Source organism: Myroides sp. A21 (genome assembly GCF_000807225.1).
GTDB lineage: Bacteria > Bacteroidota > Bacteroidia > Flavobacteriales > Flavobacteriaceae > Flavobacterium > Flavobacterium odoratimimum.
On the sequence record NZ_CP010327.1, the window covers coordinates 133,441 to 159,133 of the forward strand.

Annotated in this window: 25 protein-coding genes and 1 tRNA gene; 8 read left to right on the forward strand and 18 right to left on the reverse strand. The window is 32.0% G+C overall.

What is annotated here, in order from left to right:
* Positions 1-6 precede the first annotated feature (6 nt).
* From MYRA21_RS00650 to MYRA21_RS00660, 3 genes are read left to right on the forward strand one after another with little or no spacing between them, the layout of a single operon-like run.
* Positions 7-1,398: a RagB/SusD family nutrient uptake outer membrane protein gene (locus tag MYRA21_RS00650; RefSeq protein WP_052237528.1), complete on the forward strand. Its 1,392-nt coding sequence runs from the start codon at positions 7-9 to the stop codon at positions 1,396-1,398.
* A complete protein-coding gene (locus MYRA21_RS00655) occupies positions 1,388-2,110 on the forward strand; it encodes a hypothetical protein (protein WP_039328231.1) in 723 nt (240 codons plus the stop codon). The genes MYRA21_RS00650 and MYRA21_RS00655 overlap by 11 nt, the downstream gene beginning before the upstream one ends.
* 4 nt (positions 2,111-2,114) lie before the next feature.
* On the forward strand, positions 2,115-4,676 hold the full coding sequence (locus MYRA21_RS00660; RefSeq protein ID WP_039328232.1) for a S9 family peptidase: 2,562 nt from the start codon (positions 2,115-2,117) through the stop codon (positions 4,674-4,676).
* A gap of 63 nt (positions 4,677-4,739) precedes the next feature.
* On the opposite strand, the gene MYRA21_RS00665 is transcribed toward MYRA21_RS00660, so the two are convergent.
* The 3 genes from MYRA21_RS00665 to MYRA21_RS00675 form a co-directional block, all read right to left on the reverse strand.
* Positions 4,740-5,036 (reverse strand): hypothetical protein, encoded by a 297-nt coding sequence (locus MYRA21_RS00665; protein WP_235280019.1) that lies wholly within the window; start codon positions 5,034-5,036, stop codon positions 4,740-4,742.
* Between the two features lie 315 nt (positions 5,037-5,351).
* Positions 5,352-5,996, reverse strand: a complete 645-nt coding sequence (locus tag MYRA21_RS00670; RefSeq protein ID WP_039328237.1) for a response regulator transcription factor — start codon at positions 5,994-5,996, stop codon at positions 5,352-5,354.
* Positions 5,989-6,762, reverse strand: coding sequence for a sensor histidine kinase (locus tag MYRA21_RS00675; RefSeq protein WP_039328238.1), 774 nt, complete (start codon positions 6,760-6,762; stop codon positions 5,989-5,991). Before MYRA21_RS00675 ends, MYRA21_RS00670 begins: the two co-directional genes overlap by 8 nt.
* A gap of 228 nt (positions 6,763-6,990) precedes the next feature.
* On the opposite strand from MYRA21_RS00675, the gene MYRA21_RS00680 reads away from it, so the two are divergent.
* On the forward strand, positions 6,991-7,833 hold the full coding sequence (locus MYRA21_RS00680; RefSeq protein ID WP_039328242.1) for an RteC domain-containing protein: 843 nt from the start codon (positions 6,991-6,993) through the stop codon (positions 7,831-7,833).
* Positions 7,834-7,901: 68 nt separating this feature from the next.
* Here MYRA21_RS00680 and MYRA21_RS00685 read toward each other — a convergent pair whose 3' ends face one another.
* Together MYRA21_RS00685 and MYRA21_RS00690 are read right to left on the reverse strand one after the other, a co-directional pair.
* Complete coding sequence (locus MYRA21_RS00685) at positions 7,902-9,449, reverse strand: glycine--tRNA ligase (protein ID WP_039330369.1); 1,548 nt, start codon at positions 9,447-9,449, stop codon at positions 7,902-7,904.
* Positions 9,450-10,011: 562 nt separating this feature from the next.
* A complete protein-coding gene (locus MYRA21_RS00690; RefSeq protein WP_039328245.1) occupies positions 10,012-10,404 on the reverse strand; it encodes a nuclear transport factor 2 family protein in 393 nt (130 codons plus the stop codon).
* A 108-nt stretch (positions 10,405-10,512) separates the two neighbouring features.
* On the opposite strand from MYRA21_RS00690, the gene MYRA21_RS00695 reads away from it, so the two are divergent.
* The gene (locus MYRA21_RS00695) at positions 10,513-10,845 is read left to right on the forward strand and encodes a helix-turn-helix domain-containing protein (RefSeq protein ID WP_039328248.1); all 333 of its coding nucleotides are present in this window, start codon (positions 10,513-10,515) and stop codon (positions 10,843-10,845) included.
* Positions 10,846-10,888: 43 nt separating this feature from the next.
* On the opposite strand, the gene MYRA21_RS00700 is transcribed toward MYRA21_RS00695, so the two are convergent.
* The 7 genes from MYRA21_RS00700 to MYRA21_RS00730 all read right to left on the reverse strand — a co-directional run bounded on the left by MYRA21_RS00700 (position 10,889) and on the right by MYRA21_RS00730 (position 16,683).
* Positions 10,889-11,437: a cysteine hydrolase family protein gene (locus tag MYRA21_RS00700; RefSeq protein ID WP_039328249.1), complete on the reverse strand. Its 549-nt coding sequence runs from the start codon at positions 11,435-11,437 to the stop codon at positions 10,889-10,891.
* Between the two features lie 104 nt (positions 11,438-11,541).
* Positions 11,542-12,393 carry a Sir2 family NAD-dependent protein deacetylase gene (locus tag MYRA21_RS00705; protein ID WP_052237529.1) on the reverse strand — a complete coding sequence of 284 codons (852 nt, stop codon included), beginning with the start codon at positions 12,391-12,393 and terminating at the stop codon, positions 11,542-11,544.
* Positions 12,393-13,295, reverse strand: a complete 903-nt coding sequence (locus MYRA21_RS00710) for an NAD-dependent protein deacetylase (RefSeq protein WP_052237530.1) — start codon at positions 13,293-13,295, stop codon at positions 12,393-12,395. Before MYRA21_RS00710 ends, MYRA21_RS00705 begins: the two co-directional genes overlap by 1 nt.
* 101 nt (positions 13,296-13,396) lie before the next feature.
* The gene (locus tag MYRA21_RS00715) at positions 13,397-14,278 is read right to left on the reverse strand and encodes an AraC family transcriptional regulator (RefSeq protein WP_039328258.1); all 882 of its coding nucleotides are present in this window, start codon (positions 14,276-14,278) and stop codon (positions 13,397-13,399) included.
* Positions 14,279-14,367: 89 nt separating this feature from the next.
* Positions 14,368-14,781, reverse strand: coding sequence for an OsmC family protein (locus MYRA21_RS00720; protein ID WP_039328260.1), 414 nt, complete (start codon positions 14,779-14,781; stop codon positions 14,368-14,370).
* A 91-nt stretch (positions 14,782-14,872) separates the two neighbouring features.
* The gene (locus MYRA21_RS00725) at positions 14,873-15,709 is read right to left on the reverse strand and encodes an AraC family transcriptional regulator (protein WP_039328262.1); all 837 of its coding nucleotides are present in this window, start codon (positions 15,707-15,709) and stop codon (positions 14,873-14,875) included.
* A gap of 140 nt (positions 15,710-15,849) precedes the next feature.
* Entirely contained in the window at positions 15,850-16,683 is an 834-nt protein-coding gene (locus tag MYRA21_RS00730) for an MBL fold metallo-hydrolase (protein WP_052237531.1), read from the reverse strand.
* 117 nt (positions 16,684-16,800) lie between these two features.
* Here MYRA21_RS00730 and MYRA21_RS00735 point away from each other — a divergent pair, with 117 nt between their 5' ends.
* From MYRA21_RS00735 to MYRA21_RS00745, 3 genes are all read left to right on the forward strand, one after another.
* Positions 16,801-17,241 carry a GNAT family N-acetyltransferase gene (locus tag MYRA21_RS00735; RefSeq protein WP_052237532.1) on the forward strand — a complete coding sequence of 147 codons (441 nt, stop codon included), beginning with the start codon at positions 16,801-16,803 and terminating at the stop codon, positions 17,239-17,241.
* A gap of 198 nt (positions 17,242-17,439) precedes the next feature.
* Positions 17,440-17,694 (forward strand): hypothetical protein, encoded by a 255-nt coding sequence (locus tag MYRA21_RS00740; protein WP_039328265.1) that lies wholly within the window; start codon positions 17,440-17,442, stop codon positions 17,692-17,694.
* A gap of 3 nt (positions 17,695-17,697) precedes the next feature.
* Positions 17,698-17,991: a hypothetical protein gene (locus MYRA21_RS00745; protein WP_039328268.1), complete on the forward strand. Its 294-nt coding sequence runs from the start codon at positions 17,698-17,700 to the stop codon at positions 17,989-17,991.
* Positions 17,992-18,013: 22 nt separating this feature from the next.
* Here the strand turns inward: MYRA21_RS00745 and MYRA21_RS00750 are convergent, their stop codons facing one another.
* The 6 genes from MYRA21_RS00750 to MYRA21_RS00775 all read right to left on the reverse strand — a co-directional run bounded on the left by MYRA21_RS00750 (position 18,014) and on the right by MYRA21_RS00775 (position 25,689).
* Positions 18,014-19,336: a site-specific integrase gene (locus MYRA21_RS00750; protein WP_039328272.1), complete on the reverse strand. Its 1,323-nt coding sequence runs from the start codon at positions 19,334-19,336 to the stop codon at positions 18,014-18,016.
* 273 nt (positions 19,337-19,609) lie between these two features.
* A tRNA-Ser gene (locus MYRA21_RS00755) sits at positions 19,610-19,694 on the reverse strand.
* 208 nt (positions 19,695-19,902) lie between these two features.
* On the reverse strand, positions 19,903-21,036 hold the full coding sequence (ribB, locus tag MYRA21_RS00760) for a 3,4-dihydroxy-2-butanone-4-phosphate synthase (RefSeq protein WP_006264300.1): 1,134 nt from the start codon (positions 21,034-21,036) through the stop codon (positions 19,903-19,905).
* 25 nt (positions 21,037-21,061) lie between these two features.
* The gene (locus MYRA21_RS00765; protein ID WP_006264301.1) at positions 21,062-22,522 is read right to left on the reverse strand and encodes an LptF/LptG family permease; all 1,461 of its coding nucleotides are present in this window, start codon (positions 22,520-22,522) and stop codon (positions 21,062-21,064) included.
* A gap of 8 nt (positions 22,523-22,530) precedes the next feature.
* Complete coding sequence (locus MYRA21_RS00770) at positions 22,531-23,169, reverse strand: outer membrane lipoprotein carrier protein LolA (RefSeq protein WP_006258623.1); 639 nt, start codon at positions 23,167-23,169, stop codon at positions 22,531-22,533.
* Positions 23,170-23,178: 9 nt separating this feature from the next.
* The gene (locus MYRA21_RS00775; RefSeq protein WP_006265863.1) at positions 23,179-25,689 is read right to left on the reverse strand and encodes a DNA translocase FtsK; all 2,511 of its coding nucleotides are present in this window, start codon (positions 25,687-25,689) and stop codon (positions 23,179-23,181) included.
* Positions 25,690-25,693 lie beyond the last annotated feature (4 nt).

A 25,693-nucleotide genomic window follows, 5' to 3' on the forward strand; every position in this document is an offset into this window, starting at 1 on the left:
GTAATCATGAAAACGACCAAAAAAAACACCAGTATAAGAGCTACAATCTTAGTCTCAATGGCTATTTTCTTACTTGCAAGTACTTTGACTTCTTGTGAGAGTATGATTGAAGTAGACTCCCCAACCAATATGGTTAACAAAGAAGATGTTTATAAAGATATTGCTACAACAAAATCAGCGCTCGCCTATTTATACTCAAATATTAGAGCTAATTCTTTTTTATCCAAAAAACCAACAGGATTACATCATGGATTAAGTCTATACACGGATGAACTTGAACATATTGGAACAACAGATAACAATTATTTTTTAAATACTATACAAGCAAGTGGTTCTGAAACCGCTCAATGGTGGAATAATGCATATCAAGATATTTATGCTATTAATGCATTTATAGAAGGATTAAGCCAATCATCATATATTGAACAAGAGATAAAAAAAACACTCTTAGGAGAAGCTTATACACTTAGAGCGTTATACTTCCAAAATCTAGTCCAACTCTATGGGGATATTCCCTATACAACTTCAACAGATTTTAAGTCAAATACGACTATTTCTAAAAAACCGTATCAACTAGTATTAATTGATATAGAACAAGACTTACTCAAAGCTATAGAGTACCTAAAGTATTCCTTTAGAAGTCCTGATAAATATTACGTTAACAAAGCTGTAGCAGAGTTGCTTCTAAGTGAAAATTATTTACTTCAGAAAAAATATGATTTAGCTGAATTATACAGTAAAAATGTAATAGATAGCAATTTATATCATATAGAAGAAGATCTAACTAAGACTTTCAAAAAAGATGCTAAAAGTACTATTTGGCAAATTAGCCCAGAACAAGGTAGTTATATAACACCAGAAGCAAGTAACTATATTTTTACAACGATTGCTGCTAATACTTCAGTTATTAGTGACAAGCTATTAAATAGTTTTGATACTAGTGACTTAAGAAAACAGTATTGGCTTAAAGAAATAGAGGTAAATGGACAAGTATTTTATGGGGTTTACAAGTATAAAAACAAAACGAATAATACAGATGAAAATTCTATTTTCTTTAGAATAGAACATGTCTACTCCATTTTAGCTGAAAGTCTTTTAAACCAAAATAAACTTTCTCAAGCAACTCAAATAATAAATAAAATAAGAACCAAAAGAGGTCTATTACCACTTGATACAAATATTGCTAAACAAGAATTAGAGCAAAACTTTTTACAAGAAATGTATAAAGAGTTTTTTGCCGAAAATGGGCATCGCTTTTTTACCTTAAAACGACTAAATCAATTAGGTCAAATAAAAGAAATAAAAACTAATTGGAAAGATTATAACAATCTATTTCCAATTCCTGAAAAACAATTACTAATTAATACAAACCTTAATCCTCAAAACAATGGTTATTAAAATAAAACACATCATATTACCTCTTAGTAGTATCCTTATTCTATTTCTCTTCTATGCATGCTCTCCTATGCTAAGCAACAAGGTTCAGAATGACTCAATACTGATTCAAGGCAGAGTTACTCTTTTAGGAACAGATTCTATTCCTTTGGGAATAACATCAGTCAACATAAAAAACAAATGGGTATGGAAAGATGAAAATCTAGAAGCTTATGGAGAGAACAAAAGAGTATTCATTGATAAGGAAGGATATTACAAAATTCATATTCAAAAAAACGACACTTTAGTATTCATACCTAATCACATACTTTATGGAAATAATATTGACCAATATACGTATTCCAATCTCAACGAAAGTCAAACTTTAAATGTGCAAATAAAAAAAGACCCAAAGACCTATGAGGCGCTTACAAAAAACAATCCTATTCTTAAAGCTAACTTAGAGAAACACCTGAAGGATACAGATACCGAAACTCTTGTAACTGTTTCTGGTACAATATTTAGCAAAGAGACACACAAACCATTAAAAAATGTAGACGTAGGCTCTGCCTTTAACAACAGTACTTTTGGTACAGGAACCTACCACTTAACAGATGAAAAAGGAGAATTTAAACTCCAACTACACAAAGGCAGTTTGTTTAGTGTTCTTTCTCTTTCCCAAAATTCTATTGGATTCTATCCACAAAGAGATACGATTGTCAACCTTTATATATAACAGCATGAATAAATTAAGTAAAACACTAGCTTTAGTTGGCATTGTAACCACATCATTTCTATCTTATGCTAACCTACAGCAAGACAGCATACCTTCGGATACTAGATGGAATATTTTATTGGCCTCTAAAATTAGTCCTGACGGGAATTGGGCATTAGTTTATAACAAAACCCCTATTAATCAAACGCCTAATTCAACTGATTATGTCAATACTCAAAGTGGCCAAAAAGTTGATATTACAAAGCTAAATGGCGCAAATAATCATATGTTATACAATGATATTCTTGTGGGGAAAAAGCAAAATAAAATAGAAATTGTACATCTTCATGATGAGCAAAATTCTTTTTCTCTTGAGAAAATAAAACGCTTTGAAACCAGAGCTAAGCTAGATCACAATCTACTACTAACTTTATCTGATGACTCAGTTTTAGAAGTTCGAAACCTCAATAATAAAAATAAGGTGGTATTCTTGGACACAGCTGTAGATGAGTTCGCTCTAAATCCAAACAAAAGCACGCTTCTTTATCGCAAATCCAATACAAAAGATACCTTATTTATCGTAGATTTAAATACAACTAAAAAACAATCGATAAACCTAGCTACTGATAGCTTAAAATCGCTCTACTGGAATACCAATCAAGATGTTTTTGCTTTTTTAACTAGTGATAATAATTTAAAAATTGTCAATATTAAGTTGCAATCGGTAAAAAAATTAGCTCTTGACAAGGAAAAACTAGAGCGTTTTGAGCTGAAATTCTATAGCAACAACGATATTTTTATTAAGTATAACATTAAAACGGATCAAATAATTGAAAGTTCTGATTATCTTGATATTTGGAATGGAAATTCTAAATTTCTATCACCTAGTTTATTCAATCTAAAACATAAACTAAAGTACAAAGCCCTTGTATATAAATACAAGGAAGAAGTTGTACATCAGATTAATCGTTCTAGAGAGAACGACTGTGAATTCGTAAATATCCCAAATCACATTTTAACGTATAATCCTTTTAATTTAATCGATTTTAACGACAATGTTAAACGAGCAAATTACGCATTAGTAGAGCTTTCAACAAATAAACAAGTGCTATTAACTACAGCTAGAGGAAAATGGGACTTCATTCCTTCCAAAAATTCCAAGCACTTGCTTTACTTAATGGATGAGAAATTAGCTCAATGGGGGGTTTATACAATACAAACTCAAGAAACAGTAGACCTATATATTAATAATGACTACTCATTTAAACCTACATGGAGTTTAGATTCAAAAAACATTTATTATGCAAATGAAAATGAACTTTGGAACTTGGATATTACTAAAAATCAACATAAAAAAATCTCCGATTTTAAACTGGAAAACATAATAAATCCAATAAATGATGTTCGTTTTATAAACTATGATAATGCCTTTATTAATACTGCTAAGTCAGTTCTATTTGTTTCAACAAGTATAAAAGGAACTGCCATCCATTCTTTACAGAAAGATCGGTTTGAACTTCAAAAAAAAGCCAATAATACATCGCTGACCAATACTTCAAAAATTTATGATTTAGTAAGTCAAGATGCTAAAACCATCGTATATACAGAAGAGAATCTTTTAACACCTCCTACAGTTAAGTCACTTAAGAACAAAAAAGAAAGTACAATCCTCCCACCTAACCTACCACAGGAGCTATACAACTGGTATAAATATGAAACCATTGACTTTACTGATAAATATGACGTTCCACTAAAGGCTTTACTATATTATCCTAAAGATTATAATCCAAATAAGAAGTATCCAATGATTGTATACATTTATGACATAGTTAATACAACAAAATCTTTTTCTGATCGTTCATTTAAAAGCCCAGAACCTCTAAATTCAGTGGGATTTAACCATGTTAAATTAAATGAGGATGGTTATTTTATCTGCTATATTGATACCTATGTTTCTGATGAAGGACCTGGACTATCAGCAGTTGAATGTGTGACAAAAGGAGTTGAAGCTGTAACTTTAGCGCAGCCAAGTATTGACAAAACTAAACTAGGACTTATTGGACACTCTTTTGGAGGATATAAAACCAGTTTTATTGCATCCCATTCAAATCTGTTTTCAGCAATTGTTAGTGGGGCTGGAGCACATGATTTTATTGGTGGTTTTACTTATAGATTCAGTAACTATAGGTATAACCCAGAATGGTTTATGGCGGAAAACGGTCAGTATAATATGAAGCAAAGTTATGCGGAGAACCCTCAAAAATATATCGATAACTCTCCTATTTTACATGCACAAAATGTCAACACACCTCTTCTGATTTGGACTGGACTCCTGGATGAAAATGTATATTGGGAAAATACTCGTAAAATGTATATTGCACTTCTGCGATATAAAAAGCCTACAATTGCTCTTTTTTATAACGATATGGATCACGGAGGAGGTTTTGATGTTCCCACACAAACATTAGACCTGAATCATCGTGTTAATGATTGGTTTGACTATTACTTAAAAGGCAAACAAGATAGAAATTGGATTATAGAAGGTATTAAAAATCCTTATTCATGGAATCAATTAGATGATTTTTAGAAATAATAGTAGAAGACGCCAATTAGCGTCTTCTACCTTTTTATTAATGTCTATCAAACTCTTTTATTGAGTAATCTCAAAAAGAGGAAGATATCTCCCTTGAATAGAATCCCAACCATACATACGCTCATTCTGACCATCTACATCTTCATAATAAGGAATACTTGTTCCTTCTAAAGTACAGATCTCCAGATTTGTTATACCTGCCTCAGGATACAAATTTCCAACTTTATAATGAAGTTTTCCTGTATAGGGAACTTGGGCTAATACTGCTGTTTCTTCTTTAACAACTTGATCATTATTACTAGCATTCACACTGAATGCACCTATACTTAGCATTGCAACAACGGCAAATGACATAAGTAGGGTTTTTATTGAGTTTTTCATAATTTACTTGGTGTGAAATTAAAATAACAAACCTCGTGTCTGTTATCGTTTATGGTCGTTTTTTAAGTTAGTTGGTTTTACTTTTATTTAGTCGATTTGTATGGTTACTTTAAATCGAACAGCTGTGCTACTTTATATCTCTAGAAAACATAAGGTATTAGTTTTCAGTATCAATTCATTTTAGATTGATTCGAACCAAAGTAAAATTACAAAGGACTATTATTCAAAACAATACGTGTTTTCACGATATTTTTATATTTGATATAAACCAATAACCTCCTTAAAAATTTACCGATATAACTCACTCAAGGATATGTAATGTCTTTGCATTGCATAAATAATTACACCTATAAAATTACTAGCACTAGTTTTGTATATCAAATTTTCTTTATACTTTTCTATGGTTCTCAAACTTAAATTCAATTTTTCTGCTATTTCTTTTCCACTATGTTGTAGAGCAAATAATTTAATAATTACAATTTCTTTATCCGTTAAAACTACTTCGCTTTTATAAACATGCTGCTGAAATATATGTATAATCTGTTTTATGTTTCCATCATAAAAAACTCCCCCTTCAGAAACTATTCGAATTGCTTTTTCTAATAAACTAGGCTGTATACTCTTTGTTAGATAACCTGAAATATTTAACTGTAACATTCTTTCAATGTTATACAAATCACTAAAACTAGTTAGTACTATTATCTTTATTTTTGGGAATCTAGCCAATACCAAAGAAGCTGTTTGAAAACCATCCATTACGGGCATTTGAAGATCTAAAAAAATCAAATCAATTTCTTTTTCTTCTAACTCTTTCAATAGCTCTAATCCATTAGAACATTGAGATACTACTTTACTATTTTCAAATTGATTAACTAATAATTCGAAGCTTTCTCTAAAAAGTGTATGATCATCAACAATACCTATTCTAACCATATTTTTCTCTATTAATACTTAAACAAACTATATTTTGCTCTTTAACAAATTCATGCGTTAATATTGCTTTAATCTTTTTTGCTCTTAAAATCATACTTTTTAATCCTAACCCTTCTTGATCAGTAAAACATAAACTAAAATTGTATTTCATTCCATTATCAGAAATAAACAAGGTAAATTTCTGAGAGTACCATACTATTCTAACACCAATATTTGTAGCATTACTGTGCTTGATAATATTTTGAACTACTTCTTGAGTAATTCTATAAATCTCTAATTTAACTGAATCACTAAAAAAAAATGTTTGCTCCATTGTTTTCATAGACACATTAATTTTATTTAACTTGGATACTTTAAGTACATAATTTTGTAAAATACAATTGATAGAATTATCTAATATTAAAGGAGGTAAAAGTCCATAGCTAATATGCAAGACATTATCATAACATTGCTTTAGCTCTTGCTGTAGATTTTTAATAATCATATCACGCATTTTAGGGTCCTTTGTCAACTCAAAAGACGCTAACAAATTAAGTAGACTCACTAGATCACTACATACTCCATCATGTAACTCCTTTGCTATTCTCTCTCTTTCTCTATAAACTAGCAAAGACTTATCAATTATACATTTATCAAGTTTTTGTTTTGTTTTAAACTTATTCAAAACATTACAATACCCTATAACTAGTACAAGGAAAAAAGCCACTAAAATAAATAGTCTAATTTCATACTCAAAGAATACAAATAATTGCAAACAATCTCTCATACTTCTAAATATTATTAATCTACCTACCTATTACCTATGGTACTAAATTTGGTTAGTAAAAAGAAAACAATTCTAATCTTATTAAACTATACGTGTTTTCCGTACATTTTATAGTGAATTCACGTATTGACTCACTATTTAAATTCGAACTATATTTAAATAGTGCATATAAAAAAGAGTAAAACACTTCTAATGCATACCAGTCATAAATAACCAACCTTATTTTTTATGACACAGATCGCTAATTACAAAAACTCGTTAAAGCTCATTGAAAAAAAAGAAAATGAATTAATATCATTTGAACCTTTGACAATTGAAAAATCGTTTGAAATGATTCAATTTCTAAAAAAAACACTAACTGATATCAAAACAGAACTTCTTCTAATAGGTTTTGAAAATTCAAATGAAGAAGTGTTTTTTTTTAAAAACATAAAACCCATAATACTAGGAAAACTTATCTTTTATAATAAAATCTATAGAATAGAGACAAATTGTCCTATTAATGCTTCAAACAAAAATGAATACTACCTTGAAAAAATTTCTGAACTAAATAAAGAATACGAAAAATATTTTCGCAATAACGATTTCTATAAATATTACCAAGCTAATCGTGTAGATAGAGATTTAGAGTATTTTACTCTAGGTCAAATCAATTTACTTGTGGGAATCAACAGTTTTGCTTTTGAAATTGATCCTCTTTTTTCAACTTATTATGATTACAAATTAGCTAGAATACTAGCCAACACTCATTTAATCAACTATCTACAAGAACAAGTATCCTACTCAAATGATCCTAAAATTAACTATGTAAAAAACAATGAATCACTCACATGGTCTGAATCCCAGAATGCACTTATAGAATTAATATATGCTCTCTATGTAAGTGGTTCTATTAATAATGGCAAGTCTGATATCAAAAAAATAGCCGTTCTATTTCAACAACTTTTCGGAATTTCATTAAATGACATCCATCACGCTTTTCACAGAATGAAAAGTCGAGCAAAATCTAGAACAATATACTTAGATAGACTAAAAGAATCATTGGAAGACTACATGAATAACTCTTTGTAAATCTATTCAAAACACTACATACAAAACGACTATGATAGTTGTATTTGTATGTAGTGTGCCGTTTCCTTTTACATTACTCTTTTTAACCAACTTTTTATCGATATTTCCTCATTGATTAGCGTGCGAAGGTCAGCAATTGCAACACGATCTTGCTTCATTGTATCTCTGTGACGGATGGTAACTGTTTTGTCTTCTAGTGTTTGGTGATCCACCGTAATACAGAAAGGAGTTCCCAAAGCATCTGCACGACGGTAACGACGTCCTACAGCATCTTTTTCATCATAAGCGACATTGAAATCCCATTTCAAGTCTTCGATAATCTCTTGTGCAATTTCTGGTAAACCATCTTTTTTCACTAGAGGGAAGATTGCCGCTTTAGTTGGGGCTAATACCGCAGGTAATTTCAATACCGTTCTCGTTGTTCCATCTTCTAGTGTTTCTTCTTGAAGTGATTTAGAGAAGATAGATAAGAACATACGATCCAATCCTACTGATGTTTCTACAACATAAGGAACATAAGATGAATTTGTTTCGTTGTCGAAGAACTGTAATTTTTTACCAGAGAATTGCTCATGTGCTTTTAAATCAAAATCCTTTCGAGAGTGAATTCCTTCCAATTCTTTAAATCCAAATGGGAAGTTAAACTCAATATCCGTAGCAGCATTGGCGTAGTGTGCCAACTTCTCATGGTCGTGGTAACGGTAGTTTTCTGCTCCCATGCCTAGAGATAAATGCCATTTTAAACGCGTATCTTTCCAATACTCGTAATATTTCATTTCCTCTCCTGGTTTCACAAAGAATTGCATTTCCATTTGTTCGAATTCGCGCATACGGAAGATAAACTGGCGGGCAACGATTTCGTTACGGAATGCTTTTCCTGTTTGTGCAATACCAAAAGGAATTTTCATACGTCCCGTTTTTTGAACGTTTAAGAAGTTTACAAAAATACCTTGAGCTGTTTCAGGACGAAGGTATAAATCCATCGCTGTATCTGCAGAAGCTCCTAATTTTGTACCAAACATCAAGTTGAATTGACGTACTTCGGTCCAGTTTTTAGAACCTGTATCAGGATCAGCGATTTCTAACTCTTCGATAAGTGCTTTTACATCAGCCAAATCTCCTGTATCTAAACCGCGAGCCATACGCTCTAAAATTTCTTTTTTCTTTGCGTAGTATTCTACAACGCGTGGATTAGTCGCAATAAATTGCTCTTCATCAAAAGCTTCTCCAAAGCGTTTTTTCGCTTTTTCAATTTCTTTTAATGCTTTTTGGTGTAATTTTTCACAGTAGTCTTCAATTAAAACGTCTGCTCTATATCTTTTTTTACTGTCTTTATTGTCAATTAAAGGGTCATTGAATGCATCAACGTGACCTGAAGCCTTCCAAGTGGTTGGATGCATAAAGATTGAGGCATCAATTCCTACAATATTTTCGTGCATTTGTACCATGGATTTCCACCAGTACTCTCTAATATTTCTCTTTAATTCTACACCGTTTTGAGCATAGTCATATACTGCGCTTAAACCATCGTATATTTCGCTAGATGGAAAAATATATCCATACTCTTTTGCATGCGAAATAACGTTCTTAAAAATATCTTCTTGTTGTGATACCATAAAATAATAAATGATTAAATTAAACCTAAATTGACCTCTCTCTATAGAACCTTTTATTTTAAAACCATACTGATTCGCAATTTGTCCAATAAATTCATTTTTCACATTTGGTCAAAAAAACAACACGCGCGACTTTTACTATCACAACTTTTTAGTTAGATGGTTGAAGTAAAAAACATGAAAAATCTATAGAGAAAATAATATAACTGAAATACTTTTAGCTAGTAAATGCTTAAGTATTAAAAAACAAAGAAAGACACAACATCGCTATCTGGGTAACGATTAGTGTAAGAAATGCGAGAATTTATAGTCTTTTTAGACATAAAGTTTGATTTAAACTACTTTGAAAATAAACAAAATCAAGGATTTTAACAACTATTTATCAATACATTAGAATAAACTAATTGAAAAAAAACATACTTTACAAAGTAATAATCCTTGTTTGCTAAAAAGCAAATATAGAATAAAAGTCACATCAAACATTAACTTTTATTGTAAAAAGTTAAAAGGAATACCACAAGAAGGTATTCCTCTATTGGTTATTTTTTTTGGTAAAATTCTATTATTTACCCCAAAAAACATCTTCTTCTTCTTGATTGTCAGAAAACAACCATATTTCTACAATCTTATCTCCTTCTATTTTAAATAGGTCAATACCAAACATATTGATAGTTCGATCCTCCACAGTACCCGTAAAATTTAAGGGCATAGAAACAAGATTGCCATTTACCATCAAAGATCCTTTAGGAACTAAAGAGAACGTTCCTTTAGATACTTGCATCATTGCATTAAGCATCTCTCCTATTGATTCAACACCCGTTTTTACTCCAGAAAATTGATTATTACCAGGTTGATGCCATTTAACATTTGAATCAAAAAAAGAAAATGCAGTTGGAATATCACCTTTTCCCAGTGCATCAACATAAGCTGTTACTACTTCTATTGAATTTTTCATACTTTTTAAAATTTATTGTTATACGAATTAAATTAATATTTTACTTTTACACAAGTACTTACCTATGGGTTAGGTACTTACTAATTAGTTAGAATAACTGATAATCAAATGGAAAAAAAACTAAAAAAAATAAATACATCAGATGAGAATTGCCCAGTAAGGAAAACAATGTCTCTTGTAAGTGGAAAATGGACGCTATTAATATTATTTCAGATTAATGATAGAACTATACGATATGGGGAACTAAAGAAAACAATTCCTGGTATAAGTGAGAAAATGCTTATTCAACAGCTAAATTTTTTAGTCAAAAATGAATTTGTTTCCAAAAAAGCATACCCAGAAATTCCTCCTAAAGTAGAATATACCCTCACAAATCTAGGATTAAAAACACTTCCAATTATAGAGCAATTAGCTAAGTTTGGACTAGAAAATTTAAAATAAGCAAAAGCTGGAACATCATATTCCAGCTTTCTATTAAATCTAATTAAGCAGACAAGTATTCTTCTGAAGTTACAACATTGGCGTAAAAAAATGTCAATGCTGCTAAAAACGCTGTATGAACTTCTAAAGCTGGTACTGTTTTTCCGTCTAATACTTGATCTCTTGAAGCACAAGCATCTGAAATCACCGTACATTCAAAGCCAAAATCTTTTGCTGCTCTTGTTGTTGCATCTACACACATATGAGACATCATACCTGTAATCACAACTTCAGTAACTCCCTCAGCTTTCAAATAGGCTAACAAATCAGTTTCTCTAAAACTATTGGGATAATTCTTTTTAATTAGTTTCTCTCCTTCTAGTGGTTTTACATTTTCATGAATCTCTGCCCCATTTGTTCCTTCATGGAAAAAAGGAATATTACCTTGAACAGCAAAATGCTGAATATGTGCAATAGGTAAATTATGTGATCTAAAATGATCAATCATTTTTCGTGCCTTTAAACTAGCCTCTAAAGATCCCACCAGTTCCCAAGCTCCGTTTTCAAAATAATCATTTTGAATATCTATTACTAATAATGCTTTTTTACTCATAATTATCTTTTTTATATAATTAAACATCTAACACAAATCTCTTCAAAATAATAATTTAAACAGGTACCCAATCAAGCATTTAAACTACCATTTTGATAAATCAACTAGCGACCATTAAGTCCTACAATCTCACTTAAACTTTGTCCAATATCCCCATCTAATGTTATTGACTGTGCATCAATCTCAATAGGTACATAAATCTCTCCTTTATTAAAAGTTATATAACAAACATTAGAATTGTAATAAGTTAAATTCATAAATGGTTGTTTTATCAATATATTGCGTAAACCTACACCTAACTCCAATAAAACAATTTTCTTTTGCTTATTCTTAGCTTGATCTAAAAATGCCCTATATTTTTGGTTATTCTCTTGCCAAGTAGCTCCCTTTACAAAATGGGAGTCAACCTCTATATTAAGTTTCATATTACCTCCACATTTAGGGCATTTGGGCACAAGTTTAGTTGGTATACTCCCATTTTCTTGCTTTGCGTAAAATGCTAATAATTTTTGTTCGGCATCATAAAGCGTATCATGACAAGCAGTTTCGCATTGCATAAAACGACAATTACCCTCTATCTCAAATATAGCATGCGGATCAAATCCAGAATTTATAAAATGAGAATCAATATTTGAAGTAACAACAAAATAAGGCTTATCCTTCATTAAGGACAATAGCTGTTGCATAACCTGAGTAGGTTTTCTATCTATAGTAAAATAATGATACATCTTACTATAAAATGCCCATTTTTGCTCCTCTTTAGAAAACTGATGAAAACAACCTTGTATAATACTCTTTATTGCATTGTTGTTTTTAAAATCACTGAAATAATCATTAAAATCTTGATTATCTGCAAAAATATGAATACCCTGAGCAATAGACAGTCCATTGCTAGCTCCAATTAATACCATATCAGCTTGTAAAATAGCCTTTCTTGCGCGTTTGATACTATCCATTAATATACACGTGAAGGGTTGAAAATTTTCTCCGCATCAAAATGATCTACGGAATCTATGGGCTTATTTAGAAGTTGTTTCAAAATAATTGAAATATCATCACTCAATGCCAAACCTTTTGAGGCTATGATTTCAGGCACAAGTGCATGTTGAGGGTTTAATGTTGCGTAAAAAGCATTGGGCAATTGGTAAACCATGCTTATAAATGGTTTTTTTATAAACATTGGAGTCATTAATCCTACTCCTAATTCCAAAAACAAAATACGATCTCCTGCGTGCTTTTCAATAAAATCATAATACAACTTCATTTCTTGTTGGTAGTAATTTCCCTCTAGAAAATTTCTTGATCGTATCCAGGCATCCATATACCCACCACATTTAGGACATTTAGGAATTAAAGCGTCTGTGAGCTTATCTGCCTCTATATATTTGCTTAACTCTAATGTTTGTTCTTTGTTGTCATAAATTTGATCATGACAACGTTTCTTACATTGCCAATAGCGCCAATCTCCTTGAATTCTTGTAATTTTGTTAGCATCAAAAACTCTATAAAATTGAGCGTCTTGATTCGTTGTTGCTATATAGTAGTTTTTACCCTCTAATAAGGCTGCCAAATCCTTATAGGTCTCTCCTGTGTCACAATAATGAATATAATGCGACAAACGAATCAACATGGCCCAATGTTCCTCTAAAGTGTGATGAGGATCGTATAAACCATCAAAAAAATTACAAAACCCGTATTTCTTTTCTAAATTACCTGCAATCATTTGAAATACTTCATCATGCTGATAGTAAAACTTAAACCCTGAAGCAGCAGACATACCAGAAGCTCCTCCAACAACAATTGCATCAGCAGCAGCTATTTGCTCTTTTAAAATATCTATTTGTTCTTGAGAAATCATATCCTTTAATTGTTCAATTATTTAAACAACTAAAGTACTTTGTTGGCATTAGAAGTAGAATACCAATCAAATTCTAAGTTCTACCAGTTTGATAAGAATAATTAAATCTCTTTTTCTATTTCTATGTGTTCTTGTAAAAACTCTCGTGTAGTCATACCCGTTTGTGTCTTAAAGAATCGCATTAAATGATTTGGCTCTGAAAAATTTAATTTATAAGCGATCTCACTAACTGTCATGGAAGAATGAATTAGATAGTTCTTAATTTCAACTAATAACCTCTGTTTTAATAAATAGGTTGCTGTTACATTAAATTGCTCTTTTACAGACGAATTCAATAAAACTCTACTTATCCCCAGTAATTCAGCATAATCATTTACTCTATGTTTTTTTTCAATATGCTTTTCCATTAAATATTTAAATTGGAAAGCATAGTGTTGCTCCTGTCTATCTACAGATAAGGAATTTAACGTTGCATATTCTCTATTTAATTTATGCAAAATATAATATAACAAAGAACGCACAATATGTATACTATCAGGTTTTGTAAAAACGAGCTCTGTTTTGATCTCTTGAAGTAATTTGCAATAAACATCAATACTATCTCGTTCTAAACTTATTTTTAAGGGAAAATGAAACTGATGAAAATAAAGCAAACGATATGAAAATAGTTTGTCTTCAAAAAACTCATTTAAAAAATCTTCTTGAAAAAGTAAGACAGAAAATTCTAAATCCTTCGATGTAAAATTCCACTGTCGTTTTTGAAAAGGAGATATAAAAACAATACTATTATCTGTGAGTTCAATTCTTTGGTGATTTAATACAAGATATCCCTGAGCTTTTTTAAAGAAAATAACCTCAAAGAAATCCGTATTAAATGGTATACTTTTTAAGTAACTTCTATTTATATCATTGCCCTCTATATGCAGAACGTTTAATAAGAATTCAACACCACACTCCGTTTTATGAAATTTTAAAGTTTGCATATAGACACGATTATTTAATTAATTTGATTAAAATGGTTGATTAAAATCTCTAATCAAAGAAAAGAGATCTTAATCATTGCTAAGATATTCTATAAAAGTTGAGCGTTAACTTCAATTTCTACTTTTAAAGCATTTCCTACTGCACACATTTGTTTTGCTTTTATAACGTAATCTTGAAATTCCTTATCGGCAATGCCTGGTATTTTTGCAACTAAATTTAAAGTCGAGCTAAGTATAACATTGTTGTTTATTCCGATAACAACCTCAGTTTGCAATGATTCAGCACTTATCCCTGCTTGAGATAAAATATAACTTAAAGTCATATTAAAACATGTTGCATGAGCAGATCCTAATAGTTCTTCTGGATTTGTTATAGGTTGACCGCTTGCCTTAGCAAAGACTGGTTTATATTCTACTCCTTCGAGAGTGGAATTCTCTCCCTTTAAAAATCCATTTCCTTCCTTAAAATTTCCTTGCCAAATGGCTGTAACAGTTGATTTCATCTATTTTATTTATTAATATTTATTAGACAAAATTACCCATGCATCATTTTTTAATCAAGAGACATATTTCTCAAAACACAGCACTTTTTTCTTATTTGTTATTCCTGTTTCGAAAATTTAAAGGTGTTTGTCCTGTTTGTGATCGAAACAGACGAACAAAATAGGACTGATCTTGGTATCCTAGTTCTATTGCTATCTCCTTTACAGTAAGCATCGTATTGGATAATAAACGTTTAGCCTGAAGAACAATTCTATTTTTTATAAATGTATTGGGAGCCATTTTCTTCTCACTCACAATCTTGCGATTCAACGTCTTTGCCGTTACATTTAGCATTGCTGCATAATCTGATACACTGTGATAGGTCGAAAAGTTTTCTTCAACAAGTTGACTAAATTTTCTACTTAATTCATCCTCTCTACTACCTAAACCTTTTTGATTGGGATTTTGATTGAGCCACATTCTGCTAACTGTAATAATTAACTCTTTTAACTTTGTTCGAATCATCTCTTCTGTCCAATAATCTCCTTGATTCAATTCTGTCTTTATTTCAGAAAATAAGTTATCTAAAATATCAGAATCTTTTTGAGTTATATTAATAGAGGGCGTATCGTAAATATTATTAAATAAAATACCATCACAAGTCAACTCATTATCGTGAAAAGCTATACAGTAGAATTCAGAATTGAAAATAATAATCTCACTTTTGCTACTAGGGTTTAGAGAAAACCGCTGTCTCGAATCTAGAAAAAAAAGAATATCCTGTTTAACTTGAATCTCTTTAAGATCTATAGTCAACACACTGTCTGCTTTTACATTCATGATCAAATAACATTTATGTTTACTCTTACATGAAGAATGCAATGCTTGAATATCCATAAACGAATCAAATGTATAATACCCAATTCCCTTATCTCCAAAAAATCTCATAGTATCAAATAAATTCCTCCTTTTTAATTCGAATATTTAATTTCAATTATTATTATCAGCTTTTACATTATAAATAACACTATAAAGTAAAAACAAAAAAAGGAGGAACAAAAAATTCATTTTTAATATAAGTCAAGCTTTTAAAATTCTATGATCTCTCCATCATTAGGTATTAATAGTTTTTCACTACTAATTTTGAATTTATCAGCTTCTTTTTTTAGTATTTCACGAGTAGTATAGCAATGATCAATTGCATCCATATGAACTGCAATTACTACAGCTTTACCACTTTCCTGAACTAAAGACATTGCCTGTTTTTCATCCATGATAATAGGAGTAGCTTCAAATCCATTTATCTTAGCTCCACCTGTATTTACAATGATATAATCTGGTTCATATCTTTTAATGTTTTGATAAATACCCTCTGTCCATACAGCATCTCCAATTACATAAATAGTGGGTTGATTCTTTGCTTGTAGCACAAACCCAGAAGCGTCTCCCATCATTTGATGGATTCTTCCTGTACCATGCTCTGCAATTACTCTTGTTATCTTAATATCTTTCCAAACTATTTCATTATATATAGTTTCTGCATTTTGAAAACCAAGTTTCTGAATTGTATCACGATCAGCTGGTTGATGCAATAATTTAGTTTTTTTATTTAGATTTTTAACCGCATCACTATCAAAATGATCAAAATGATTATGCGTTACTAAAACCAAATCCAAATTTTCTACTATTTCTGAAATTGGTATAGGTAAGTCAACCAAAGGACTATTCTGTTTTCCAGCTACTGATATCAATCCTCCCTTCGGAGAAAGCATTGGATCAACTAAAATCTTATACCCTCCGTAATTAATAATTGTTGTTGCATTTCTAATGAATTGAATGCTTCCATTATTTTTTGTTTGAGCTTGTAATGCTACAGATGTGAAAAATATAAACACAAATAATCTACTTATCAATGTACTCATTTTATTACTTTATTAATTTGTACAAAAATACCTTTCAAAAAAGATTATGTTTATACCAATTACACATAGACTTATACCATTTTGATAACGATTAACAAAGTATTCACTTACTCAAGCATGTCATTTATAAAGTATAAAATACATACTAATTATCCTTTACTTGATAACCAATGCAAAACAATGTTTCTCCTTTTTGAAAATCCTTTGCCAAAAATTTATACCGATGCTTTTCTGAATATTGACAAAGACCTAAATCAGGAATTGATTGTTGTTGAAGATGAAAATGGGCAAATTATCGGCACACTACAATTGAGCTTTTTGCAGTATTTGACATACCAAGGAGGTGTTCGTGCGCAGATTGAAGCCGTGCGTATTCATAAAGATTTTCGCGGCAAAGGTTTGGGTGAGCAATTTTTCCGTTGGGCCATTGCACATGTCAAAGCAAAAGGTGCTCATGTATTGCAATTGACTTCAGACAAAAAACGTCCTAATGCCATTCGATTTTATGAAAAATTAGATTTTATAGCTTCGCACGAAGGCATGAAATTACATTTATAAAAAGAAAATATACGTTTATAGATTGACCTGTACCAGTTGGTTCGAATCCCTACTACAACTAAAAATTAATGTTAGTTTGTAATTCATTTTGCAAATCAACATCTCATTTTAACGCCAACCTCTTCTTTATTATTCCAGTAATACTAAGCACTCCTATTCTCCACATAAATTAGTTGTTTAACCTTAAAAACAACTATTATGGACAATCAAATCACAAAAGAAGATCTAAGACTGTTTAGTCAAACAATCGTTGCAGAATTAAAAGAATTCTTTAGTCAGAAATCAAATGAGACTTCACTTGAATGGGTAAAGACAAAAGTCGCAAGGCAACTTCTTAGTATTTCAGCAGCTTCGCTACAAACACTTCGTATTATTGGAAAACTTCGATATAGAAAAATACTCGGTTCCTATTATTACAATAGAACTGATATTGAAAACCTTTTTAATGAGTAGTATATGAGTATATCAAATAAACTACTTCGTTATATTGTAGAGCTTAAAAATGATGCTAGACTAAATGTCTGGCATTTTGCACTACTACTTGGGATTATTCAGTTTGCATTTTTACAACAACAAGGCAAACTAATTAGAGTTAGTAGACGTAAACTGATGAAATATGCTCATATTAATACACTTCCTACTTATCATAAATACTTAAAAGAACTTCAAGAATTGGGCTATATAAAATATACTCCCTCGTATCACCCTAACATGCGTAGTACAGTTGAATTATTGCATAAAAGCCTATGATTGTACGAGGGAGCAATTACTATTAAACTAACTTAGTTATAATATCTATTAACTGAGTTAGTTTTTCTTGATTAAGATCTAAGGATTCTAGTTTCTCAACTAAACTCTTATACTCTGCAGTTCTCTTAGTAGCTTGTCCTTCCAATTTACCTTTTAATATCTGCATTTCACTTTTGATAGCTTCCTCTTCCGTTAAAGCATATTCCTCTGTCTGTTTAACAGAGTGATGACCTAACATTTCTTTGACCACATGAATAGGAACTCCATTACCAAGAGTTACAGTACTACCAAAAGTTCTTCTTGCTTTGTGTGTATTTAATTCACTGATTTCACAAAGAGAAGAAATTTCCTTTAAATAAGCATTCATCTTTTGATTAGAGCGAACAGGAAGTACTACATCTTTTCCAATACAATCAGGATGGTCTTTATACTTAGCCATTATCTCTATAGCTTTAGGTAGTAATGGAATGGTGATATTAGCATCTGTCTTTTGTCTATTGGTTCTTATCCACAAATTACCTTCAATATCTTTAGTAATATCACTTTTTTGAAGTTTAAATACATCAATGTAAGCAAGTCCTGTGTAACACTGAAATACAAAAACATCCCTTACAATAGATAATCTTTCATTATCAATTTCTTTTTTCTCTAAAATAGAAAGCTCTTGTTTACTCAAAGGTTTTTTATTGAGCTTAGTCTTCTTAGGCTTGTATTGTGCAAAAGGATTAGTAGGAATAATTCCTTTTGCAATGGCTCTCAGAACAATCTTCTTGAAGTTTGAGATATACTTTATAGCTGTATTGTTAGAACATGCTCTAACGGTCTTTAAATAGTGTTCATATTCAAGGATAAACTCATGATCAAGTTCTCTGAACTCAATATCGTCTTTATTGTAAACCTTTTTAATAAACTCTCCAACATGAGACCGTGCTGTTACATATCTCTCATAAGTACCAGGAGCATACTCTTTAGGTACTAATTCCAAAATTTCATCATTGTGTTTTTGAAACTCAACCAAAACTTTACTCTTATCAGATCCTTTACCCTGAACAAAATCCATTAACACAGATACAGTAATAGGTTGTCCATTACTTACAAGTTCTAATTTGTAATGATTAATCTTAGATACAATTGTATCCAATAGAAAATTAAGAGTCCTTGCCTCTTCTTTTGTACCAAGTGCACGACCTGATCTCTGGTTCCATCTATTGATATCCCATTTGTGGTTAATGGAAGTCTCTCTAGCGATTCCATCTACGATGATTCTAAGGTAAACCATCCTTAAATCACCTCCATCTCTTCCTTTCTTAAGGAAAAAACTAATTGATAAGCGTTTTTCTAGCATAATTCAACTGTTTAAAATTAGTAATAAATGTCGAATTAAAACACTCAAAAATCAAGATGTAAATCTCTTTAACCCCTTACTATCACTAGGATTTAGTTAATTTTTGTGGCACAGGACAAAACATTTCCTCTGCGCCATGAATTAAGCGATTTCTTATGAGCATTTTTGAAAAAAATGCGATAGGGTTAAAAAAGAAAAAACCTATAATTCATTGGGAATCATAGGTTTTAAGCTGTTTTGATGACTTTTAAAAAGTTATCATTTATAATTTCGCGGAGAAAGAGGGATTCGAACCCCCGGACCTGTTACAGTCAACGGTTTTCAAGACCGCCGCATTCGACCACTCTGCCATTTCTCCAGTGGTCTGCATTACTTCTGTATTGCGAGTGCAAATATAGACACTTCCTTCAATTCTGCAAAAAAATATATACTAAAAAACACACTTTTTTTCAGCAATAAAACTAACTCTCTCGGCATGAAATATTTATAAAGAATAAAAAAAGGTCTTAATAAGTAAAAAACTTATCAAGACCTTCTTATTCTACCTCTAAAAACTAATTATACTATTAGTAATTGATATATTCAGTGATTTCTAAACCATATCCTGTCATCCCTACTCTTTTGCCTTGAGCAGAATTAGACAACAACTTAATCTTAGAAATATTTAAGTCATGTAATATCTGCGCTCCGATACCGAAGTCTTTTTCATCTCCTGATAACTTAGGTGTATCAAGATCTAGCTTCGCTCCAGAGTTTTTAAGTACAGCTAATCTATTTAAAAGACTTGCATTGTGATCTTCCTGATTAATAAATAAGATCGCTCCTTTATCCCCTTCGTTAATCTTAGCAAACGTATTCTCCATACGAATGCTTAATTTACCACTTAAGGCATCTAAGATATCATTATTACCGATCGTTGAATTAATACGTGTTAAAACAGCCTCATCAGCATTCCAATCCCCTTTAGTCAAAGCGATATGCACTTGTCCATTTGTATTCTGTTGATACGCTCTTAATCTAAAAGTACCATACTTAGTTTCTAACTCGAAGTCTTCTTTCTTTTCGATTAAGCTATCGTGCTTCATACGATAAGCCACAAGAGCTTCAATAGATATAATTTTTAAGTCCCATTTCTTCGCTACATCCATTAACTGTGGTAGTCTAGCCATAGAACCATCTTCATTTAAAATCTCTACTAAGATACCTGCTGGTTTAAACCCTGCCAGTCTTGAGATATCCACTGCAGCTTCAGTATGACCTGTTCTTCTCAGTACACCACCCTCTTTAGCAATCAATGGGAAAATATGTCCTGGACGACCAAGATCTTCTCCTGTAGTCTCTTCTTTTACCAATGATTCTATTGTCTTAGCACGGTCATGTACAGAGATACCTGTCGTACATCCATGTCCTTTTAAGTCTATAGATACTGTAAATGCTGTCTGGTGAAGTACAGTATTATTAGTTACCATCGGATGCAAGTCTAATTCTTGACATCTCTCTTTAGTAAGGGGAGCACAAATAAGTCCACGTCCATGAGTGGCCATAAAATTGATCATCTCTGGAGTAACCATTTCTGCAGCAGCGATAAAATCGCCTTCGTTTTCACGATCCTCATCATCTACCACTATGATTACTTTTCCTGCTTTGATATCTTCAATAGCTTCCTCGATAGTGTTTAATTGAATGTGATTATGTGACATTATAGTTGTATTTTGTTGTTTTGTATTATTTCTTTTTTTGTTGTCTTTTTGATTTTAAAGCAACAAATAAATCTTTAAATGTATCTAACGATAGACTAAAGCTAACATCTCCATTATCCCTTGTAGCCTTATACGTTAAATATATAGCCAATGGAGTAAGAACTAAAGATCCTATCCACCCTCCAAAGAATGGGATAATTCCATCCTCCTGAGCCATCTTTCTTCCAAAAGTATTTATAAAGTGATAAGTAATAAAGATACCTACTGCAAATACAATTGGCAAACCAATCCCCCCTTTTCGAATAATAGCTCCCAATGGTGCTCCAATATAGAACATCAGGAAACACGAAAAGGCAATCACAAACTTCTCGTATAGAGCTAACCAGTGATCATTTATCTTCTTTACTTGATTTAATATAGAAAGGTCATTACTCTCTGTATTAAAGCTAATGTTATTCGTATAATCTATCGCTGACTGTAAGATTCTACTCTGATTATCATAAGAAAAATCCTTTATTAAGTCAGCATCCGCTATTTCTATTTTTGCAATAGTATCATTACTAGAAGGTTGTCGATCCATAGACAACAGATTTCCTAATCTCAAAGTTAAGTTATCTGTATTAGATGCTTTCTCTACATTCATAGATCTTTGAAGAGAGTCTATCGTATAGTTTAGCTCCTTTATATTCAGCATACCATACGTATTGGTAATCTTATCCTCATCTTTCCCCTCATCTTGAAAACTACTCAAATCAATATTCATCGTATATTTTTCAAAAGAAGTTTTGATAAACGGCTCTTTCTTCTGTTCTTCATAGTTCTTCGCTACTACATCATCATAGTAGTTACCATCGAATAAATGAAGCTTTAAGATATTAGACGTTTCTTCTGTTTCTAGTTCTCCATTTACTGATCTAATCACCGTCTTATTTTCATATCCAGAACTAGACTTGACATGCATCGTTACATTGTCTAAATACTGACCTTTATCTCCAGTCTTATTATCTACCTTAATGTTGACCTGTCCTAAATCATTAAACTGCCCAGCGGCTATTGCCATAGCTGGTTTTGTTTGAATAATTTCTTTTCGAAGATTTAAAAAACGATATTCCGCCTTTGGAATAACATCATTCGCAAACCAAAATGATACTCCTGCTAATATAAATATGAATATAGACAATGGACGCATCGCTCTCTGAAGAGAGATTCCTGATGCCTTCATCGCTGCGAACTCATAGTTCTCTGCAAAGCTACCAAAGGTCATAATAGATGCTAATAACACTGACAAGGGCAATACCAAGGGTACCATCTTAGGTGAATAGAACAGTAAGAACTGAACAATCACAATCAAATCAAGATCCTTTCCTGCTAATTCTGAGATGAATAACCACACCCCTTGTAGGATAAAAATAAAGTATAAAATAGCGAACACTGTTAGCAGTGTCGATATAAAGCTTTTTAAAATATAACGGTCAAGTAATTTCACTTAAATCTTTAATCTATATTGTTGATGTAATAATTAGGGTACAACGACTGTGTAAAGGTAAAATGATTTTTCGACATTGACTGATTTGTTTTAAAAGAATTAACCGTCAGTGTTGATTTAGAACCGTCTTTATTTACTTGAATCTTGTTATAGATATCTTTCGTTGCCGTATCTATCCCTAGATATACCTCTTTTATAACAGATTTTTTATCCGTAGGTATTAGTTTTATATACTGTACTTTCTTCCCATCTACATTCTGTAGAATATCCCACTGAAATGTATATCCTTGATTAAAGAAAGTCAGCATCTGAGAAGGCAATATTCCATCTGCATTTTTCTCATTAAACTTAGAGACTGTCACCTCTTCATCTTCATCCGAGATAGTATATATCTTCTTGCCATCATATATCTTCTTTATTCCCATAAATGTCAGGTTATAAAGGTCTTTCTTTAGATCCAGATGTCCTTTGCCATCGAAGTCTTTATTAGCCCCTTTTTGATTAAAAGAAAAGTCGATTGAGATATTCTCATACCCATTTATCTTCTTCGTTACTTCTAACAAATAATTCTTAGCTCGTTGACTACTCTGTGCATTTGCTGAAAAAGCAAATAGTACTATTCCTATAAGTGCAATAATCTTTCTCATTCTATTTCTTTAATTGTTGTTTTCTTCATTATCAAAAAACTGATCTAAAGCCATCAAATCTGGTATATTCACTGTACGTGCCTTACTTCCTTCGAAAGGCCCTACAATACCGGCAGCCTCTAACTGATCAATTAATCTACCTGCACGATTATAACCTAGTTTTAACTTTCTTTGTAACAATGAAGCTGACCCTTGCTGTGCTGTAACGATGATAGCTGCAGCGTCTTTAAACAGAGGATCTCTCTCACTAATATCCACATCTAAATTACTAGCTCCCTCCTCACCTACATATTCTGGTAATATATAAGCCTCTGGATAAGCCTTTTGTGCCCCTATGTACTCTGTTAGTTTTTCTACCTCTGGAGTATCTACAAAAGCACACTGTACACGTACCAAATCATTTCCTTGTGTGTACAACATATCCCCTCTACCGATTAACTGATCTGCACCCTGCTGATCTAAGATCGTACGAGAGTCTATTTTAGAAGTAACTCTAAAAGCTACACGTGCTGGGAAGTTCGCTTTAATAATACCAGTAATAACGTTTACAGATGGTCTCTGTGTAGCGATAATTAAGTGAATACCAATAGCACGAGCCAACTGAGCTAAACGTGCGATAGGCGTCTCTACCTCCTTACCTGCTGTCATAATCAAATCTGCAAACTCATCCACTACTAATACGATATAAGGCAAGAAGCGGTGTCCATTCTCAGGATTTAACTTGCGCTGTTTGAATTTCTCGTTGTATTCCTTGATGTTTCTAACCATTGCATCTTTTAGTAGCGTATAACGGTTATCCATCTCTATACACAGAGAATTCAGCGTATTAATAACTTTCGTATTATCTGTTATAATAGCATCTTCCGAATTAGGCAATTTAGCTAAATAATGTCGTTCTATTTTATTAAATAAAGTTAATTCTACTTTCTTTGGGTCAACTAATACGAACTTCACTTCTGCTGGGTGCTTTTTATATAGAAGTGATGTCAATAGAGCGTTCAGTCCTACAGACTTACCTTGTCCTGTAGCCCCTGCCATCAGAAGGTGAGGCATTTTTGCTAAATCTACTACGAAGGTCTCATTCGAAATCGTCTTACCAAGTGCCACTGGTAACTCCATTTCAGCACTTTGAAATTTAGGAGAAGCTATTACACTTCTCATAGATACAATAGAAGGGCTATTATTAGGTACTTCTATACCTATCGTTCCTCTACCTGGTATAGGTGCAATAATACGAATACCTAAGGCAGCTAAAGATAAGGCAATATCATCTTCTAAGTTCTTAATCTTCGAAATACGAATACCTGCCTCTGGTACGATCTCATATAGCGTCACTGTAGGCCCTACAGTCGCCTTAATCTGAGCAATATCGATCTTATAGTTACGCAGTGTATCTACGATTCTATTCTTATTCTCTTCTAACTCTTCTTGATTAATCGTAATTCCTGAACCACTGTATTCTTTCAATAATTCAATAGAAGGAAACTGATAATTAGACAACTCTAATGTAGGGTCAAACTCTCCAAAGTCTTGAACCAATCTAGCCGCTAGATTCTCTTCTAAACTTCCTTCGTCTTTTATTTCTTCAATAACGAAGTCATTAGCACCTGCTTCCTTAGCAGTCACAGATTCTGTCTTCTCTACGTTTGGCTTTGGATTTTTATGATCTAATACTAACTCAGAGCTATGTTCTATCGTCGGTTTGATATTTTTAGGTTCTACTATAGCAGACTTAGGAGACACAGGTTGCTCATAGATACTAAAATCTTCTTCTTTAACAGGTGTTTCTTGCTTAGCAGACGGTGTTTCTACCTCCTTATTCACTACTGCTACAGGCTCTGGATCTCCCTGATTTACTTGTCCATTATTATCGAAGTCAGCAGGAGTCTCTATATGTTTCTTTTTAAACTTCTTAAAGAACGCTGGCAACCCTTCTATTCCTTGACGAATAGAAGTAGGTGATAATTTAAATCTAAACAGTGCAAAAGCAATCGCAAAGAATAACAGTAACAATACCGTACCAGCTGTACCTAGATAATCTACAAAATACAGATTTAACTCATACCCTACTGTTCCTCCTAAAAGAGGATTACTGCTCCAGAAAAAACCTAAGAAAACAGACAGTAATAACATCGAGAACAAGTCCCAGAAAATCACTTTCTTGATTCTTCTAGCTGGTATAGTGAAAAAGGCATAAATACCTGAATGAACTAATAACTTTGCAAAAAAGAAAGACGCTACTCCGAATCCTTGGTATACAAATAGGTGAGCTAGATATGCCCCTAGTTTACCTAACCAGTTAGCCACCTCAGCCTGTCTATCACCTAATAATTCTAAGTTACTCTGATCTTCTATCCCTGTGATTAAATAGGATATAAAACTCAACGTTAGTGCGATACCACTGATGATTAACAGTATAGTGATTAAGAATCGGCTATTGATATGTATCGTTGTATCAAATCGTTTGGCCGTACTCGTTGATTTTGTAGTTTTCTTTTTTGTTGTATTTTCTTTTTCCATTTCC

Bases quoted from the DNA above. Each gene is read 5' to 3' on its own strand.
- MYRA21_RS00730 (WP_052237531.1), bottom strand. From the start codon at position 16,683: ATGAGTACATTGATAAGTAGATTATTTGTGTTTATATTTTTCACATCT.
- ribB (WP_006264300.1), bottom strand. From the start codon at position 21,036: ATGTCACATAATCACATTCAATTAAACACTATCGAGGAAGCTATTGAA.
- MYRA21_RS00720 (WP_039328260.1), bottom strand. From the start codon at position 14,781: ATGAAATCAACTGTTACAGCCATTTGGCAAGGAAATTTTAAGGAAGGA.
- MYRA21_RS00665 (WP_235280019.1), bottom strand. From the start codon at position 5,036: ATGTCATTTGCCGTTGTTGCAATGCTAAGTATAGGTGCATTCAGTGTG.
- MYRA21_RS00655 (WP_039328231.1), top strand. From the start codon at position 1,388: ATGGTTATTAAAATAAAACACATCATATTACCTCTTAGTAGTATCCTT.
- MYRA21_RS00740 (WP_039328265.1), top strand. From the start codon at position 17,440: ATGGACAATCAAATCACAAAAGAAGATCTAAGACTGTTTAGTCAAACA.
- MYRA21_RS00690 (WP_039328245.1), bottom strand. From the start codon at position 10,404: ATGAAAAATTCAATAGAAGTAGTAACAGCTTATGTTGATGCACTGGGA.
- MYRA21_RS00680 (WP_039328242.1), top strand. From the start codon at position 6,991: ATGACACAGATCGCTAATTACAAAAACTCGTTAAAGCTCATTGAAAAA.
- MYRA21_RS00700 (WP_039328249.1), bottom strand. From the start codon at position 11,437: ATGAGTAAAAAAGCATTATTAGTAATAGATATTCAAAATGATTATTTT.
- MYRA21_RS00675 (WP_039328238.1), bottom strand. From the start codon at position 6,762: ATGAGAGATTGTTTGCAATTATTTGTATTCTTTGAGTATGAAATTAGA.
- MYRA21_RS00735 (WP_052237532.1), top strand. From the start codon at position 16,801: ATGTCATTTATAAAGTATAAAATACATACTAATTATCCTTTACTTGAT.
- MYRA21_RS00770 (WP_006258623.1), bottom strand. From the start codon at position 23,169: ATGAGAAAGATTATTGCACTTATAGGAATAGTACTATTTGCTTTTTCA.
- MYRA21_RS00715 (WP_039328258.1), bottom strand. From the start codon at position 14,278: ATGCAAACTTTAAAATTTCATAAAACGGAGTGTGGTGTTGAATTCTTA.
- MYRA21_RS00670 (WP_039328237.1), bottom strand. From the start codon at position 5,996: ATGGTTAGAATAGGTATTGTTGATGATCATACACTTTTTAGAGAAAGC.
- MYRA21_RS00725 (WP_039328262.1), bottom strand. From the start codon at position 15,709: ATGAGATTTTTTGGAGATAAGGGAATTGGGTATTATACATTTGATTCG.
- MYRA21_RS00685 (WP_039330369.1), bottom strand. From the start codon at position 9,449: ATGGTATCACAACAAGAAGATATTTTTAAGAACGTTATTTCGCATGCA.
- MYRA21_RS00745 (WP_039328268.1), top strand. From the start codon at position 17,698: ATGAGTATATCAAATAAACTACTTCGTTATATTGTAGAGCTTAAAAAT.
- MYRA21_RS00660 (WP_039328232.1), top strand. From the start codon at position 2,115: ATGAATAAATTAAGTAAAACACTAGCTTTAGTTGGCATTGTAACCACA.
- MYRA21_RS00695 (WP_039328248.1), top strand. From the start codon at position 10,513: ATGGAAAAAAAACTAAAAAAAATAAATACATCAGATGAGAATTGCCCA.
- MYRA21_RS00705 (WP_052237529.1), bottom strand. From the start codon at position 12,393: ATGGATAGTATCAAACGCGCAAGAAAGGCTATTTTACAAGCTGATATG.
- MYRA21_RS00775 (WP_006265863.1), bottom strand. From the start codon at position 25,689: ATGGAAAAAGAAAATACAACAAAAAAGAAAACTACAAAATCAACGAGT.
- MYRA21_RS00750 (WP_039328272.1), bottom strand. From the start codon at position 19,336: ATGCTAGAAAAACGCTTATCAATTAGTTTTTTCCTTAAGAAAGGAAGA.
- MYRA21_RS00650 (WP_052237528.1), top strand. From the start codon at position 7: ATGAAAACGACCAAAAAAAACACCAGTATAAGAGCTACAATCTTAGTC.
- MYRA21_RS00710 (WP_052237530.1), bottom strand. From the start codon at position 13,295: ATGATTTCTCAAGAACAAATAGATATTTTAAAAGAGCAAATAGCTGCT.